Origin of the sequence: Lysobacter sp. GCM10012299 (assembly GCF_042649405.1) — a bacterium.
In the GTDB taxonomy this organism is placed as follows: Bacteria; Pseudomonadota; Gammaproteobacteria; order Xanthomonadales; family Xanthomonadaceae; genus Lysobacter_J.
This window is the reverse complement of record NZ_JBHRZC010000003.1, coordinates 513,693-528,453: the sequence shown is the minus strand read 5'-3', so window position 1 is coordinate 528,453 and position 14,761 is coordinate 513,693. Positions and strand designations below refer to the sequence as shown.

Annotated in this window: 15 protein-coding genes; 3 read left to right on the top strand and 12 right to left on the bottom strand. The window is 66.5% G+C overall.

Going from position 1 to position 14,761, the window contains the following annotated elements; translation table 11 throughout:
- Window positions 1–12: 12 nt before the first annotated feature.
- Window positions 13–2,871 (top strand): TonB-dependent receptor plug domain-containing protein, encoded by a 2,859-nt coding sequence (locus ACFOPO_RS10375; RefSeq protein ID WP_386703120.1) that lies wholly within the window; start codon window positions 13–15, stop codon window positions 2,869–2,871.
- A gap of 656 nt (window positions 2,872–3,527) precedes the next feature.
- Here ACFOPO_RS10375 and rpmG read toward each other — a convergent pair.
- The 11 genes from rpmG to ACFOPO_RS10320 all read right to left on the bottom strand — a co-directional run bounded on the left by rpmG (window position 3,528) and on the right by ACFOPO_RS10320 (window position 12,010).
- Complete coding sequence (gene rpmG, locus ACFOPO_RS10370) at window positions 3,528–3,692, bottom strand: 50S ribosomal protein L33 (RefSeq protein WP_200607758.1); 165 nt, start codon at window positions 3,690–3,692, stop codon at window positions 3,528–3,530.
- A gap of 13 nt (window positions 3,693–3,705) precedes the next feature.
- On the bottom strand, window positions 3,706–3,942 hold the full coding sequence (gene rpmB / locus ACFOPO_RS10365; protein ID WP_158731856.1) for a 50S ribosomal protein L28: 237 nt from the start codon (window positions 3,940–3,942) through the stop codon (window positions 3,706–3,708).
- A 362-nt stretch (window positions 3,943–4,304) separates the two neighbouring features.
- Entirely contained in the window at window positions 4,305–6,098 is a 1,794-nt protein-coding gene (locus ACFOPO_RS10360) for a DUF885 domain-containing protein (RefSeq protein ID WP_386703119.1), read from the bottom strand.
- A gap of 18 nt (window positions 6,099–6,116) precedes the next feature.
- Window positions 6,117–6,443, bottom strand: coding sequence for a lipid-A-disaccharide synthase N-terminal domain-containing protein (locus tag ACFOPO_RS10355; protein ID WP_386703118.1), 327 nt, complete (start codon window positions 6,441–6,443; stop codon window positions 6,117–6,119).
- 25 nt (window positions 6,444–6,468) lie between these two features.
- The gene (locus tag ACFOPO_RS10350) at window positions 6,469–7,203 is read right to left on the bottom strand and encodes a glycosyltransferase family 2 protein (RefSeq protein ID WP_386703117.1); all 735 of its coding nucleotides are present in this window, start codon (window positions 7,201–7,203) and stop codon (window positions 6,469–6,471) included.
- Between the two features lie 6 nt (window positions 7,204–7,209).
- On the bottom strand, window positions 7,210–8,190 hold the full coding sequence (locus ACFOPO_RS10345; RefSeq protein WP_386703116.1) for an NAD-dependent epimerase/dehydratase family protein: 981 nt from the start codon (window positions 8,188–8,190) through the stop codon (window positions 7,210–7,212).
- Window positions 8,191–8,314: 124 nt separating this feature from the next.
- Complete coding sequence (locus tag ACFOPO_RS10340) at window positions 8,315–8,740, bottom strand: hypothetical protein (protein ID WP_386703115.1); 426 nt, start codon at window positions 8,738–8,740, stop codon at window positions 8,315–8,317.
- A gap of 42 nt (window positions 8,741–8,782) precedes the next feature.
- The gene (locus ACFOPO_RS10335; protein WP_386703114.1) at window positions 8,783–9,688 is read right to left on the bottom strand and encodes a ParB/RepB/Spo0J family partition protein; all 906 of its coding nucleotides are present in this window, start codon (window positions 9,686–9,688) and stop codon (window positions 8,783–8,785) included.
- Window positions 9,685–10,506, bottom strand: coding sequence for a ParA family protein (locus ACFOPO_RS10330; RefSeq protein ID WP_386703113.1), 822 nt, complete (start codon window positions 10,504–10,506; stop codon window positions 9,685–9,687). The genes ACFOPO_RS10335 and ACFOPO_RS10330 overlap by 4 nt, the downstream gene beginning before the upstream one ends.
- Window positions 10,507–10,693: 187 nt before the next feature.
- Window positions 10,694–11,353, bottom strand: a complete 660-nt coding sequence (rsmG, locus tag ACFOPO_RS10325) for a 16S rRNA (guanine(527)-N(7))-methyltransferase RsmG (protein WP_386703112.1) — start codon at window positions 11,351–11,353, stop codon at window positions 10,694–10,696.
- A 45-nt stretch (window positions 11,354–11,398) separates the two neighbouring features.
- Window positions 11,399–12,010, bottom strand: coding sequence for a 4'-phosphopantetheinyl transferase family protein (locus ACFOPO_RS10320; protein WP_386703111.1), 612 nt, complete (start codon window positions 12,008–12,010; stop codon window positions 11,399–11,401).
- Window positions 12,011–12,091: 81 nt separating this feature from the next.
- On the opposite strand from ACFOPO_RS10320, the gene ACFOPO_RS10315 reads away from it, so the two are divergent.
- Both ACFOPO_RS10315 and ACFOPO_RS10310 read left to right on the top strand, forming a co-directional pair.
- Window positions 12,092–13,447 carry an AMP-binding protein gene (locus tag ACFOPO_RS10315; RefSeq protein WP_386703110.1) on the top strand — a complete coding sequence of 452 codons (1,356 nt, stop codon included), beginning with the start codon at window positions 12,092–12,094 and terminating at the stop codon, window positions 13,445–13,447.
- Window positions 13,448–13,612: 165 nt separating this feature from the next.
- Entirely contained in the window at window positions 13,613–13,882 is a 270-nt protein-coding gene (locus ACFOPO_RS10310) for a GlsB/YeaQ/YmgE family stress response membrane protein (RefSeq protein ID WP_386703304.1), read from the top strand.
- Window positions 13,883–13,962: 80 nt separating this feature from the next.
- Here the strand turns inward: ACFOPO_RS10310 and xth are convergent, their stop codons facing one another.
- Entirely contained in the window at window positions 13,963–14,733 is a 771-nt protein-coding gene (gene xth / locus ACFOPO_RS10305; RefSeq protein WP_386703109.1) for an exodeoxyribonuclease III, read from the bottom strand.
- Between the last annotated feature and the right edge of the window lie 28 nt (window positions 14,734–14,761).

Below are 14,761 nucleotides of genomic sequence, written 5' to 3'. Positions count from 1 at the left end.
GAGATTCACTACATGGAACACCGCAACCTGCGCACCGCGGTGCGCGTCGGCATGCTGCCGGCAGGCATCGCGATCGCACTGGCGCCGGCAATGGCCGGCGCACAGGAATCAACTGACACGGGCGCCACGACACTCGACCGCATCGAAGTCACCGGCTCGCGCATCAAGCGCGCCGACATCGAGACCTCGCAACCGATCTTCTCGCTGAGCCGGGAGGACATCAGTGCACAGGGGCTGACGTCGATTGGTGATGTGATCCAGCGAATCAGCGCTGGCGGCTCGACTCTGAACTCCAGCTACAACAACGGCGGCAATGGCGAGACTCGCGTAAGCCTGCGCAATCTCGGTTCCAACCGAACCCTGGTGCTGGTCAACGGAAAGCGCTGGGTCGGCGGCACCGGCCTGGGCGGCGCGGTGGACCTCAACTCCATCCCGACCGCGGCAGTGGAGCGGATCGAAGTCCTCAAGGACGGCGCCTCGACGATCTACGGTTCCGACGCCATTGCGGGCGTCGTCAACGTGATCCTGCGTCAGAACTTCGACGGCGCGGAAGCAAACGCCTACCTCGGCCAGTACGACAAGGGCGACGGCGAGCGCCAGGCCTACGACTTCACCCTCGGATCCTCGGGTGATCGATGGCATGCGCTGCTGGGCGTCGGGTACGTCCAGGAAGACCCCGTCTTCGCCGGGGACCGCGAGATCTCCGCGGTGCCGTTCTTCGGTGCTACCCCGGGCACGGGAAACAGTTCGACGTCGCCCGCCGGCCGCTTCGGCATCCTCGGGACCAACAACGGAAACGCGGCGCCGGTGCGTCCCGACGGTACGCCGGGCTTCCTCGTCGCGACGGGAACCGGGGCAGCGGACTGGCGCCCCTTCGGGACGTCCGACTCCTACAACTTCGCTCCGGAGAATTACCTGCGCACTCCGCAGGAGCGCACGTCGCTGTTCGCCAGCGGCTCGCTGGATATCACCGATAGCGTCCGCTTCAAGGTGGCGACCACCTACAACGAGCGCGAATCCAGCCAGCTCCTGGCTGCCGGGCCGCTCGTATTGGGACGCAGCAACCCGGGTTCGCTGTCTGAGAACATCGTCATCAGTCGCAACAATGTCTACAACCCGTACGGGAGCGACCTGAGCTACATCCAGCGGCGCGCGACCGAGACCAACGGACGTCTCTTCCGCCAAGACGTGGACACGTTCGCTTTCAATGGCAACCTGGAAGGTGAGTTCGAGGCAGGCAAGAACTTGTTCTCCTGGGAGGCCGGCTACCTCTACGGCGAGAACAACCAGAAGGACACCGAGACCGGCCTGTTCGATGTGCGCGCGCTGCGAAATGGCCTGGGCCCTTCGTTCCGGGACGGCAACGGCGTCGCACGCTGCGGTACGCCAGGCGCAGAGATCGCCGGCTGCGTTCCCCTGAACTTCCTTGGCGCGAATACGCTCACCAAGGAGATGCTGGAGTACGCGAGCTTCACCGGCATCAACAGTTCCGGTTACGAGCTGAAGAACTATTACGCCAACATTGGCGGTGAGCTGTTCCCGCTGCAGGGCGGAAAGGCTGCGTTCTCCTTCGGCGCCGAGCACCGCAGCGAGTCCGGCTTCGACCAACCCGATCCGATCACCGCATCAAGCAACAGCACGGGTAACAACCGGACCGCCACCTCAGGCGGCTACAGCGTGGACGAAGCCTATCTGGAACTGAGTCTGCCTTTGCTGGCAGACCTTCCTGGCGCCAAGTTGCTGGAACTCAGCGCAGCAACGCGCTATTCCGACTACAGCACCTTCGGTAACACGCTCAACAGCAAGTTTGGCTTCAAGTGGAAGCCCATCGATGACCTGCTGGTTCGCGGCAACTACAGCGAGGGTTTCCGTGCGCCGTCCATCGGAGAGCTGTTCTCCGGCGTCAGCGATACCTTCGAACAAGTTGCCGACCCTTGTGCAGGCGTCGTCGGTGGAACTGCTCAGCGCCCCCCGGCATCCTGCGCGGGTGTCCCGGCCTACGATCAGGCCAACAGCCAGATTCGAACGACAGTAGGCGGAAATACCGACCTGGGGCCGGAAACGTCGACCAGCAAGACGCTTGGTTTCGTTTACAGCCCGAGCTTCGTCGAAGGTCTCGGCTTGGCCCTGGACTGGTGGAATGTTGAAATCGACGACGCGATCTTCTCGCAGACTGCGCAGGAAGTGCTTGACCGTTGCTACCGCGCCAACGACGCATCCGCGTGTGCGCTGCAGACTCGTGCAAGCGACGGCCAGATCTCCAACCTGCTCGTAACGTCGTTGAACGTTGGCACGTACGAAGTCGAAGGTTTCGACTTCAATGTTGCCTACCAGCTGCCAACGACGAAGTTCGGAAAGTTCGGTATCGACTGGGATAGCACCTACCTGACCAAGTACTACGTCGACGTCAACGGCGACGGCGAGGTGACGGACGATCCGGTATCGGGAGAGGGCGGAAATCGTGTTGGCGAGTACAGGAATCGTGACAACCAGTGGCGCATCCGCTCCAACCTCGCCACCAACTGGTCGTACGGCGATTACGGCCTGACCGCAAACCTGCGCTACTACTCGAGCCAGACAGAGAGTTGCGCATCTTTGCCGGTTTCGTCAACGCAGATTCCGCTGCTCTGCTCGGATCCTGGACGAATCACCGCTGCCGGTTCGCGCCCGGAGAACAAGATTCCGAGCGTGACCTACACCGACGTCAGTGGCTATGTGAACGTTCCGTGGAACGCTCGCATCACCTTGGGCATCAACAACATCTTCGATCGCGATCCGCCGCGCTCGGCGAGCACGTCGGCCAACAGTTACGACCCGCAGTACGAAGTCCCCGGTCAGTTCGTGTACATGCGCTACTCGCAGAAGTTCTGAGGCGCGAGCGCCAAGCTCTCGGGCCAGCTAGGACGATTCGTTCAATCCACGCAAAAGGAGTTGCAAGATGAGAGATCGTGTTGGGAGATTGACCTGCGCTTTGGTTCTGGCGTTCGCGGGGAGTTGCCTGCTTAGTCCTGTGCACGCCCAGAATCGGAGCCTGTCAATTCGTTGCGAGCAAGGTCACTTCAACTCATGGAAGCTTTGTGAGGCGACCGAGGGATACAGCAGATACGTCTGGTCCGTGTCAGGTGGCGGAATCTACGATCCATATGTTTGCACTGAAGACGGAAATACCTGCACCGCTTGGTGCAAACATGGACGGTGGGCTGCCATAAACGTGGCTGCATACAACTCGGCGAACCAGCTGGTTGCGACTGCTAGCAGCGGTCTCGGCTGTGGCAGTAGATAAGCTCCAACCTTCCGGCTGTCTCTTCCGAATGCGCTACTCGCAGAAGTTCTGATCTCCTCGGTGTGAGATGCACCACTACGGCCCCGCGAGGGGCCGTTTTTTTGAGGCAGGCGGAGTTCCGGACGCACAAAAAGAAAAACCCGCCTTTCGGCGGGTTCTCTTTGGAGTTTGAAGGCGCTGGATCCCCGCCTTCGCGGGGATGACCTTCTGACAAAGCCACGCGCGTTGCGCGTGGGTCAGAAGGTCACTTGATCTTGCCTTCCTTGTAGTTCACGTGCTTCCGAACGACGGGGTCGTACTTCTTGACCTCCATCTTGTTCGGGGTGTTCTTCTTGTTCTTGTCGGTCGTATAGAAATGACCGGTGCCGGCAGAAGAGATCAGGCGGATCTTGTCGCGCTTGGAAGCCATGGTTCGATCCTCCTCAGATCTTTTCGCCGCGGGCGCGCAGGTCGGCGAGAATGGCGTCGATGCCATTCTTGTCGATGGTGCGCAGGGCGGCACTGGAAACACGCAGCTTCACCCAACGGTTCTCGGAAGCGACCCAGAAGCGGCGCTCGTGGAGGTTGGGGAGAAAGCGGCGGCGGGTCTTGTTCATGGCATGCGAGACGTTGTTGCCAGTCGTCGTTCGCTTACCGGTTACTTGGCATACACGGGCCATACGCACCTCGAAAGGTAATGGTGCTTCCCTTGGCCAGGGAGGCGGCGGCCCCTCCGCTGTCACACCGGGGTGTGGGCGGTGCGCGATACGGGTAGGAAATTCTCGCGGCACGAGGCGGGCCGGAATCGCGCTTCCGGGGTCCGCCCGGTCATGCCCCTAAAGGCAAGCCGGACGCAGCGAGCCGCGCATTATGCACGTGAACGACAGGCCGGGCAAGTAGTTATCCACAGGGAAACTGCTCCTCCCACTGCTTGCAGGGGGAGGCTGGGAGGGGGTTGAGGCGCGCAGCGCCGGGGCTTGCCCGCTGCGCGGGCTTTACCCCTCCCCAACCCTCCCCTGCTCGCAGGGGAGGGAGTTACAAATCAGCCCGCTTTTGCCGTCTTCGCCGCCGATTTGGCGATGAACGCGCGGACCTGCTCCTCCAGCACCGGCAGCGGCACCGAGCCCTGGCTGAGCAGGGCGTCGTGGAAGGCCTTGATGTCGAAGCGGTTGCCCAGCGCCTTCTCGGCCTCGGCGCGCAGGCGGACGATGGTGATCTCGCCCAGCTTGTAGCTCAGCGCCTGGCCCGGCCAGGAGATGTAACGGTCGACCTCGGTGGTGACCTCGTGCTCGCTCAGGGCGGTGCGGTCGCGCAGGTAGGCCAGGGCCTGGTCGCGGGTCCAGCCCTTGGCGTGGATGCCGGTGTCGATGACCAGGCGGCAGGCGCGCCACATCTCGTAGGTCAGGCGGCCGAAATCCTCATACGGCGTTTCGTAGATCCCCATTTCCTTGCCCAGCTTCTCGCTGTACAGGCCCCAGCCCTCGCCGTAGGCGGAGATATAGGTCTCGCGGCGGAACGCCGGCAGGTCGCCCTGTTCCTTGGCCAGCGAGCCCTGCAGGGCATGGCCCGGGGACGATTCGTGCAGGGTCAGCGCCGGCAGGTTGTAGAGCGGGCGCGAGGGCAGGTCGTAGGTGTTGAGCCAGTAGGTACCGGCGCCACCGCGGCCGCTGGTCCAGAACGGGGCGATGTCGGCCGGCACCGGCACGATGGTGAAGCGGCCGCGCGGCAGGGTGCCGATGAACTTGCCGACCTCGCCGTCGACCCGCTTGGAGATCCACGCCGCGCGATCGAGCAGCGCCTGCGGGGTGGTCGCGTAGAACTGCTTGTCGGTACGCAGGAACCGCAGGAAGGCCGGGAAGTCTCCCTTGAAGCCGACCTGCTTGATGATCGTCTCCATGTCCGCCTGGATGCGCGCGACTTCCTCCAGGCCAATCTGGTGGATCTGGTCGGGATCGAGGTCGAGCGTCGTGTACTCGCGGATCTGCTGGCGGTAGTAGGCCTCGCCGTCGGGCATCTGCGAGGCGCCCAGCGTGGTGCGCGCCTGCGGTACGTACTCCTGGCGGAAGAAAGTCAGCAGCCTGGCGTAGGCCGGGACCATGCGATCGCGGATCGCCGCCGCGCCGGCAGCACGCAGGCGTGCCTGCTCATCGGCCGGGATCGACGCCGGCATGCGCTTGAACGGCTCGTAGAAGTTCGACTGTTGCGGATCCTTGACCTCGGCCAACGCCGCGATCGAAACATCGCGGCCGTCGAGCACCGCACGCGGCACGCTGAAGCCGCGCGCCAGGCCGGCACGCATGTTCGCGGTCTGCTCGTCGAAGTAGCGGGGCACGTCGGCCAGGCGGTCGATGTAGGCACGGTAATCCTCGGCCGTGCGCATCGGGCGCCGCGTCATGAAGCCCAGGTTCGACCAGAACGAAGAGTCGGAGTTGAACGGCATCTCGTAGCCGTGCAGGCGAACGTCGGCGGCGAGGTTCTCGACCTGTGCCTTGTAGACGGCGAAGTTGATGCGGTTCTGCGGGCTCAGCTTGGCCGTGTCGATGCCGTCCAGGCGCTTGAGCACGTCCTCCCAGACCTTCAGGCGGGCGGCCTGGCTGGCGGCGTCGACCGAAGGCAGCTTGTGCTGGTCGGACGAGCCGTCGTTGTCTTCATCGGCGGCGCCGGTCTGTTCCTGGCGCCACTTCCATTCCTGGTTGTAGATGGCTTCGAACCGGGTATCGGCCGCGCCGGCATGCGAGGCGAAGGACGCGAGGGCGAGGTGGCCGCAGAGCAGGGCCGCAAGCAGTGGTTTCACGGGAAGGACCGGAGTGATGGCACGAAGCGCCGATCTTCGCATGCGCGCCCCGGGTCGGGATCAGTGACTCGCCCGGTCCCGGTGCCAGCCGCGGTGCTTGATGTCCAGGTACAGGCTGTAGGCGGCGGTGAAGGCCGGGAACAGGTTCTGGATCACGCCGACCGAGTCCTGCTTCTGCGAGAACACGAAATAGCTCAGCGTCATCACGCTGCCGACCAGGCTCATGTACCAGAACAGCCGCGGGATCACCGGCTTGCCGTGCTTGCGCGAGGCGATGAACTGCACCAGCCAGCGGCCGCCGAACATCAGCGCGCCGGTCAGGCCGATGATCTTCCACGGCGACATGTGCAAACCGGTCCATTCCAGCCAGGAAATGGATTGGTTCATGAAGTCGATTGCCATCGTTCCGGCCTCAGCTCAGCTCGCGAACCGCGGTGACCTTGCCACGCTTGATCAGCCACGCCACGCCGCGCAGGTCGCTGATGCCGACCAGGGCGCGGTTGAGGTTGTTGTACTTGGACACGCCGGCCGAACGCGGGCGGTGGTTCACCGGCACGCTCACCGTCTTCCAGCCCGCGCGCTGCATCAGCGCCGGCAGGTAGCGGTGCATGTGGTCGAAGTAGGGCAGCTCGAGGAACGCGGCGCGCTCGAACAGCTTGATGCCGCAGCCGGTATCGGGGGTGTCGTCGCGCAGCATCCGCGAGCGGATCGCGTTGGCCCAGCGCGAGGCCCAGCGCTTGCTGCCGCTGTCCTGGCGGTTGACGCGCCAGCCGGCGAACAGCTTGATGCCTTCGCCGGCGGCAGTGGCGTCACGCTTCTCGAGCAGCTTGGGGATGTCGGCCGGGTCGTTCTGGCCGTCGCCGTCGAGCGTGGCGATCCATTCGCCGCGCGCGGCCTTGACGCCATTGCGCACCGCGGTGCTCTGGCCGCTCTGCTTGACGTGCGAGATCACGCGCAGCTCCGGCACCTCGGCCTTGAGCGCCTGCAGCACCTGCAGCGTGTCGTCGCGCGACTGGTCGTCGATGTAGACGATCTCGAAATCGGTCCGGCCGCGCAGCGCGGCGGTGATCTCGTGCACCAGCGGGGCGACGTTGTCGCGCTCGTTGAAGACCGGCACGACGACCGAGAGTTGCGGGGTGTTGTTCATGGGGCGTCAGGCCTTGTCGCCGAAGTAGGTGCGGCACCAGTCGACGACCCGCGGCAGCCCGGTCTCGATCGGCGTGGCCGGCTCGAAACCAAAGGCCGCGTGCGCGCGTGCGGTGTCGGCCATGGTCTCGACCATGTCGCCGGGCTGCATCGGCTTGTAGACCTTGGTGGCCTGCTTGCCGGCCGTGGACTCGATGACCTGGATGAAACGCTCCAGTTCCACCGGCGTGTGGTTGCCCAGGTTGAAGACGCGGTGCGGCGCCGCAGGCGGTGCCACGTCGGTGGGCGGCGGATTGTCCAGTGCGCCGAGCACGCCGTTGACGATGTCGTCGACGTAGGTGAAGTCGCGGCGCATCTTGCCGTGGTTGAACACGTCGATCGGGCGGCCGGCCAGCACCGCGCGCGAGAACAGCAGCGGCGCCATGTCCGGACGGCCCCAGGGGCCGTACACGGTGAAGAAGCGCAGGCCGGTCGAGCGCAGGTCGTACAGGTGCGCGTAGGTGTGTGCCATCAGCTCGTTGGCGGCCTTGGTCGCCGCATACAGCGAGCGCGGCTGGTCGATGCGCTGGTCCTCGGAAAACGGAGGGGTCGCCGAGTCGCCGTACACCGACGAGGAGCTGGCATAGACCAGGTGCTGCACGCCGCGATGGCGGCACAGCTCGAGCAGGTTGACGAAGCCGGCCAGGTTGCTGTCGACGTAGGCGTGCGGGTGCGTCAGCGAGTAACGCACGCCGGCCTGCGCGGCCAGGTGGATCACCTGGGTGGGCTGGACTTCGTCGAACAGCGCCGCCAGGCCGTCGCGGTCGCCCAGGTCGAGCGTGCGGATGTCGACCTCAGGGCACAGCGCGGCGACGCGATCACGCTTGATCTGCGGATCGTAGTAGTCGTTGTAGTTGTCCAGGCCGACGACATCCGCGCCGCGCGCGCGCAGGGCGCGGCAGGTGTACGCGCCGATGAAGCCGGCAGCGCCGGTAACGAGGATGGTCATGGGTGGGGTCCGGGGGTGACGTCGTCCAAGCGGCCTGTCCGACCGGCGCCAATGATGCCCGATCCGGGCAATAACCGGCGGTGAATTTGCCTCGGGCCAGGTCGGAAAGCGGTCGGAACGCCGATCAGTCGTCGTTGCCGGGATGGAAGTCGAAGCTCAACGTCAGCTTCAGTTCCGCCAGGCCGGCGCTGAGTTCGGGCTGCAGTTCAAAGCCGAAGGCCTGCTCGCCGAACAGCCCCACGAACAGCCCGCAGCGGCCGCCCTGGGCAGCAAACGCGTGCAGGCAATCGCGGTGGATCGACAGGCGCTGGTGCACGGCGCCGAGGAAATCCTCGATCTGCTCGCGGCTCCATTCGCGCGGCTGGCCATCGGGCGTCAGTTCGGCATAGCCGTAGCTGTCGCGATACACGCCCTGGCCGCCCTCGAGCGGCTTGGCCTGACCGGCACGCCAGCTGCGCCGGGGCGTCAGCCCCAGTTGTTCGAACAGCGGCGCCAGGTCGGCGCTGGGATGGGTGGCACGCAGCGAAACGCGGTAACTGTAGGGGTTCATCCAGCCATCCTGGCTTTGTACGGTGACGGCCTGGCGGCGTTGTTACTCGGCCGTGCTTCCGCGCAGCTTTTCCAGCACGCCATCGAGCGAATCGAGGTCGTTGTAGTGGATCACCAGGCGGCCCTTGCCAGCGCGGCCATGCATCACGTTGACCTTGGTGTTGAGCGATTCCGACAGTTCGCGCTCGAGCGCGGCGATGTCGGCCTGCGGCTTGGCCTTGGCGGCCTTGGGCTTGGAACCCGACGTGGGGATCACGCCCGCCGACAGCTGCTGCACGCGGTGCTCGACCTCGCGCACCGACCAGCCGTGCTCGGCGGCCTGGCGGGCCAGCGCGATGGCGGCCTGCGGGTTCAGCGCCAGCAGGGCGCGGGCGTGGCCCATTTCCAGCGCATGGGTTTCCAGCAGTACGCGGATCTCGTTGGGCAGCTCGAGCAGGCGCAGCATGTTCGACACCGACGCACGCGAACGGCCGACCGCTTCGGCGGCCTGGGCGTGGGTCAGGTCGAATTCGTCGATCAGCCGCTGCAGCGCGGTGGCTTCCTCGAGCGGATTGAGGTCTTCGCGCTGGATGTTCTCGATCAGCGCCATCGCGACCACGGTGCGGTCGTCGACTTCGCGGATCACCACCGGGATTTCGTTGAGCCCGGCCAGCTGCGAGGCGCGCCAGCGGCGTTCGCCGGCGATGATCTCGTAGCGCTTGCCGCCGATGTCGCGCACGACGATCGGCTGGATCACGCCTTGCGCCTTGATCGACTCGGCCAGCTCGGACAGCTTGTCCTGGTCCCAGTGCTTGCGCGGCTGGTACTTGCCCGGCGTCAGCGAATCGACCGGCAGGCTGCGCAGCACATCGCCCTCGATGGCCTCCAGCACCGGCGCTTCGGCCGCTGCCTTGGGTCCCAGAAGGGCTTCGAGGCCGCGGCCGAGACCGCGCTTCTTGGCTACGCTCATGCCGTGGTCTCCTTCGCTTCAGGCGGACGTGCTGCTGCCTTGGCGGCCTGGTCGCGCTCGCGCTGGCGGCGCAGCACTTCGCCGGCCAGGCCCATGTAGGCGATGCCGCCGCGGCTGGCGCGGTCGTAACCGACGATGCTCTGGCCGTGGCTGGGCGCCTCGGCCAGGCGCACGTTGCGCGGCACGATGGTGCGGAACACGCGGTCGCCGAAATGGTTGGTCAGCTCGGCCGAGACGGCGTTGGCGAGGTTGTTGCGCACGTCGAACATGGTGCGCAGCACGCCCTCGATCTCGAGCTTGGGATTGAGGTTGGCCTTGAGCGCTTCGATGGTGTCGACTAGCGCGCTCAGGCCTTCCAGTGCGTAGTACTCGCACTGCATCGGGACGATGATCGAATCGGCGGCGGTCAGCGCATTGAGCGTGAGCAGCGACAGCGCCGGCGGGCAGTCGATCAGGATGAAGTCGTAGTCCGGGCGCAGCTCCTGCAGCGCCAGGCGAAGGCGCTGCTCGCGGCCGGGTTCGGCCATCAGCTGCACTTCGACCGCGGTGAGGTCGATGTTGCCCGGCAGCAGGTCGAATTCCTCGGCGGTGCGCACGATCGCGCTGCGCACTTCGGTCTCGCCCAGCAGCACTTCGCAGATCGAGTTCTCGAGTTCGCGCTTGTTGACGCCGCTGCCCATCGTCGCGTTGCCCTGCGGATCGAGGTCCACCAGCAGCACGCGCTTGGGCGTGCGCGCGAGCGCAGCGGCCAGGTTGACGGCAGTGGTGGTCTTGCCGACCCCGCCTTTCTGGTTGGCGACGGCGATGATGCGGGCCATGCGGCTCGTCCTGGGCTGTGTGCGGAAGTGGACCGGCGTGGGGCCGGACCGTGGATTATGCCCGGATGGGGACCCTTGCGCGTCCCCGCCTTGCTGTCTGGGCAGTACGCTGGGCAATAACGACGGGCGTGGCGACGAGTGGCGACGCCGGATCAAGCACTTGCGCCGGCCGGACGCCGGCGATGGGCTAGCCCGTGCGTCCCACCACGACCAGATGCCGCTCGGCATCCAGCCCCGGAACCGTGAGCGGCTGCACATCCCGCACCGCCCATCCCGCCGGCAGCGCCGCGATCTCGTCGTGCGGGTAGACGCCCTTCATCGCCAGCAGGCAGCCGTCGGGTTTGAGCAGGTGCCCGCCCAGTTCGATGATCAGCGGCAACGTGGCCAGGGCGCGCGCGGTTATCGCGTCGTACGCGCCCGGCTCTGCCACCGCCTCGATGCGCGATTCGGCCACGCGTGCATCGCGCAGGCCGAGCTGGCGGATCGCCTCGCGCATGAAGCGCGCCTTCTTGCCGGCACTCTCGACCAGGGTGACGTGCAGGCCCGGCTTGACGATCGACAGCGGAATGCCGGGCAGGCCGGCACCGGTGCCCAGGTCGGCGAGGCGCCCGCCGCGTGCGGCGATGTCGTCGACGAAGGGGTGCATCGCCAGCGAATCGAGCAGGTGCTTGCTCACCATCTCCTGCGGATCGCGCACCGCGGTGAGGTTATAGGTCTTGTTCCAGCGCAGCAGCAGCGCCAGGTAGTCGAGCAGCGGCGCCGACAGGGCCGGGTCGAGGGCGAGGGCGCGCAGGCCATCGTCGAGCGATTTGCGCAGCGACGGATCGAAGGGAGCGGGGGTATTCATCCGGCGCGCAGTATCGCCGATGCCACCCGGTTGTTGGAGCGGGCGCTACTGGCCCGGACGCCAGGCCAGTGCGCCGAGGTAGTCCTGGGCCGGCTGCAGTTCGTGCAGTTGCCACTGCTCTGGTGTCCCCAGGGCCGGATCGCAGGCCACCAGGCGCAGGCCAGCGTCCCCGTCCTCGAAGCGCAGGCGGTCCAGGCCGAACGAAATGCCGTGGCCGTGCGCCTTCAGCACCGCCTCCTTGGCACACCACAGCCGCAGGAAGGCGTGGTCGCGCACCGCCGCCGAGGGCGCGGCATGCAGCCAATCGACTTCAGTAGGCGTGAAAAAGCGCTGGGCCAGTTCGAGGGCTCGGGCGCGCGGCCGCAGCCGTTCGAGGTCGATGCCGACCTGCACGCCCTGGCCCAGCGCGATCAGTAGGCCGTCGCCGCTGTGGCTCCAGTTGCAGTCCCAGCCGGCCAGATCCCCGCCCAGGCGCGGTCGCCCGCGCGGGTCGCGGGCCAGCGGCAGGGTCGCGGCGGTGACGCCGAGCTCGGCGGCCAGCCAGTCCCGCGCCAGCGGTTCGGCCGGCTGCCGCGGCAGGTGCGGACGCCAGGCCCAGCGCACGGCGCCGGAGGGCAGCCTGACGTCAGAAGGCGTTTCGGGGGCGGACAGGGTCATGAACTTGCGTTTGGGTTCGCAGGCGGCCTCCAGCGTAAGCTAATGCGGGGAAAGTCGGCGCCAGCCGCAGGAATCACGTCAATGTCCGCCGTCGTCGACGCCAGCATCGCCAAACGCTTGCCCGTGCCGCTCACGCACGGCGACGGCGCGCGTGCGATCGCCTTCGACGCCGTCGGCCACATCGAGCTGGACACCTTCACCCAACAGGTGCGGGCGGTGGCGGCGATGCTTCCGGCCGGTCGCCATGCGATCAACCTGTGCGAACACCGATACCACTTCATCGTCGCGTTCTGCGCGGCCGCCGCGCGTGGGCAGACCACGCTGCTGCCGCCTTCGCGCGCACCGGCGGTGATCGACCAGGTGCGCCAGCAGTACCCGGACAGCTACTGCCTCGGTGACGATGCGCTGGCGGTCGCGCCGCCCGATTGCGTGCACCTGCCACGGCCATTGCCGCGACTCGACGGCGCGCCGTTGCTGCTCGACCCCGAAGCGGTGGTCGCGATCGGATTCACTTCCGGCAGCACCGGCCAGCCCCGTCCCTACGCCAAGACCTGGGCCAGCTTCCGCGCCAGCACCGCGCAGAACCTCGCGGCGCTGGCCGGCCTGATCGACGAGGCCGGCATCACCCACGCCATCGCCACGGTGCCGCCGCAGCACATGTACGGCATGGAGATGTCGGTGCTGCTGCCGCTGCTGGGGCCCATCGCGGTGCACTCGTCGCGGCCGCTGTTCCCGGCCGATGTCGCGCGCGCACTGCATGACGCGCCGACACCGCCGCTGCTGGTGACCACGCCGGTGCACCTGCGCGCGCTCGTCGCCGACGCCGTCGACCTGCCTCCGCTCGCGGGGATTGTGTCGGCGACCGCGCCATTGCCGGTCGAACTGGCACGGGCGGCGGAAGAGCGCTTCGGCTGCGAAGTGCGCGAAGTCTTCGGCTCCACCGAAACCTGCGTGATCGCGCGCCGTCGCACCGCGCGCGAAACAGCGTGGACGCCGCTGCCGGGCGTGCGCCTGGCGCCGCAGCCCGACGGCACCGCCGTGCATGCGCCGCACCTGCCCGAACCGGTGGTGCTGGCCGACCTGGTCGAAGTCGATCCGCGCGATGGCAGTTTCGAACTGCGCGGCCGCAACGCCGACATGCTCGAGATCGCCGGCAAGCGTGCCTCGCTCGGCGACCTCACCCGCAAGCTGCTGGCCGTGCCCGGTGTCGAAGACGGCATCGTCTTCCAGCTCGAAGAGGCCGATGCGATGGGCGTGCGCCGCATCGCCGCGCTCGCGGTCGCACCGGGGCTCGACGAAGCGACGATCCTGTCGGCACTGCGCCAGCAGATCGATCCGGTGTTCCTGCCGCGGCCGTTGCGTCGCGTTGCCGCGTTGCCTCGCAACGAGACCGGCAAGCTGCCACGCGGCGCACTGGCTGCATTGCTGCACGGCTGAGAGCGGCGGTTTAACAGGCCAGATCGGCGATCAACGGGGCAGATCGACCCTGTTTCACCCACATTTTCTGACGTCGCCATCACGTCGTCCCATACAGACTCGCCTCGCCCCAACCCCTGGGGCGCATGGCCGCTGATGTATGCGGGTCAAGGAGACACGAGCATGATGGGTATCCTCGTCTGGCTGATCGTCGGCGGCATCATCGGCTGGGTTGCCAGCCTGATCATGAAGACCGACGCGCAACAGGGCCTGTTCCTCAACATCATCGTCGGCATCATCGGCGCCTTCATCGGTGGATGGCTGGGCGGCCTGGTCGGGCTGGGCGGCGATATCAACAGCGGCAACTTCAGCATGAGCGGATTGCTGATGTCGCTGGTGGGCGCGATTGTCCTGCTGGCGATCGTCAATCTGTTCCGGCGCGGCCGCGTGCGCTGACCGCTGCGTCGCGACGACAAACAAAAGCAAAAGGCCCGGCATTGCCGGGCCTTTTGCGTTGAACGCGGGGCGCGCGGGAGTCAGCCGCCCAGCTGCACCCAGGCCGGTGCGTGGTCGCTCGGCCGGTCCCAGGTGCGCGTCTCGCGGTCGATGCCCGCGGCGGCGCAATGCGGACGCAGCGCCTCCGAGACCAGGGTCATGTCGATGCGCAGGCCGAGGTTGCGACGGAAGCCGCCCTGGCGGTAATCCCACCAGCTGAACTGGCGCTCCTCCGGATTGAGCGCACGCCAGGCGTCATGCAGGCCCAGCGCGTTGATCTTCAGCAGCGCATCGCGTTCGGCACGCGAGGTGAGGATGTGGCTGTCGTTCCAGACCGTGGCGTCGTGGACGTCGCGGTCGTCGGGGGCGATGTTGAAATCGCCCAGGACAATCATGCGCGGGTGCGTCACCAGCTCCGTCGCCAGCCAGTCGTGCACGGCCTCGAGCCAGCGCAGCTTGTAGGCGTACTTGTCGGTGCCGACGTCCTGGCCGTTGACCACGTACAGGTTGACGATGCGCAGGTCGCCGACGGTCGCCGCCAGCACGCGCTTCTGTTCGTCCTCGAAACCGGGGATGCCGATCTGCACGTCCTTCGCCGACTCGCGCGAGAGCACGGCGACGCCGTTGTAGGTCTTCTGCCCGGCAAAGACGCTGCGGTAGCCAGCGGCGAGCAGGTCATCGTCGGGGAAGCGCTCGTCCTCGAGCTTGGTTTCCTGCAGCGCGACGATGTCCGGGTTGGCGGTGCCAAGCCACTGTTGCAGGTGGGGCAGGCGGACGTTGAGGGAGTTGACGTTCCAGCTGGCGATCTTCATGGCGGGAAGTTTAGCCGCATACTCGGCG

What these genes read in the sequence shown, in the direction of transcription:
- ACFOPO_RS10375 (WP_386703120.1), top strand. Translation starts at nt 13, where the DNA reads ATGGAACACCGCAACCTGCGCACCGCGGTGCGCGTCGGCATGCTGCCG.
- rpmG (WP_200607758.1), bottom strand. Translation starts at nt 3,692, where the DNA reads ATGGCTTCCAAGCGCGACAAGATCCGCCTGATCTCTTCTGCCGGCACC.
- rpmB (WP_158731856.1), bottom strand. Translation starts at nt 3,942, where the DNA reads ATGGCCCGTGTATGCCAAGTAACCGGTAAGCGAACGACGACTGGCAAC.
- ACFOPO_RS10360 (WP_386703119.1), bottom strand. Translation starts at nt 6,098, where the DNA reads ATGCGAAGATCGGCGCTTCGTGCCATCACTCCGGTCCTTCCCGTGAAA.
- ACFOPO_RS10355 (WP_386703118.1), bottom strand. Translation starts at nt 6,443, where the DNA reads ATGAACCAATCCATTTCCTGGCTGGAATGGACCGGTTTGCACATGTCG.
- ACFOPO_RS10350 (WP_386703117.1), bottom strand. Translation starts at nt 7,203, where the DNA reads ATGAACAACACCCCGCAACTCTCGGTCGTCGTGCCGGTCTTCAACGAG.
- ACFOPO_RS10345 (WP_386703116.1), bottom strand. Translation starts at nt 8,190, where the DNA reads ATGACCATCCTCGTTACCGGCGCTGCCGGCTTCATCGGCGCGTACACC.
- ACFOPO_RS10340 (WP_386703115.1), bottom strand. Translation starts at nt 8,740, where the DNA reads ATGAACCCCTACAGTTACCGCGTTTCGCTGCGTGCCACCCATCCCAGC.
- ACFOPO_RS10335 (WP_386703114.1), bottom strand. Translation starts at nt 9,688, where the DNA reads ATGAGCGTAGCCAAGAAGCGCGGTCTCGGCCGCGGCCTCGAAGCCCTT.
- ACFOPO_RS10330 (WP_386703113.1), bottom strand. Translation starts at nt 10,506, where the DNA reads ATGGCCCGCATCATCGCCGTCGCCAACCAGAAAGGCGGGGTCGGCAAG.
- rsmG (WP_386703112.1), bottom strand. Translation starts at nt 11,353, where the DNA reads ATGAATACCCCCGCTCCCTTCGATCCGTCGCTGCGCAAATCGCTCGAC.
- ACFOPO_RS10320 (WP_386703111.1), bottom strand. Translation starts at nt 12,010, where the DNA reads ATGACCCTGTCCGCCCCCGAAACGCCTTCTGACGTCAGGCTGCCCTCC.
- ACFOPO_RS10315 (WP_386703110.1), top strand. Translation starts at nt 12,092, where the DNA reads ATGTCCGCCGTCGTCGACGCCAGCATCGCCAAACGCTTGCCCGTGCCG.
- ACFOPO_RS10310 (WP_386703304.1), top strand. Translation starts at nt 13,613, where the DNA reads ATGGGTATCCTCGTCTGGCTGATCGTCGGCGGCATCATCGGCTGGGTT.
- xth (WP_386703109.1), bottom strand. Translation starts at nt 14,733, where the DNA reads ATGAAGATCGCCAGCTGGAACGTCAACTCCCTCAACGTCCGCCTGCCC.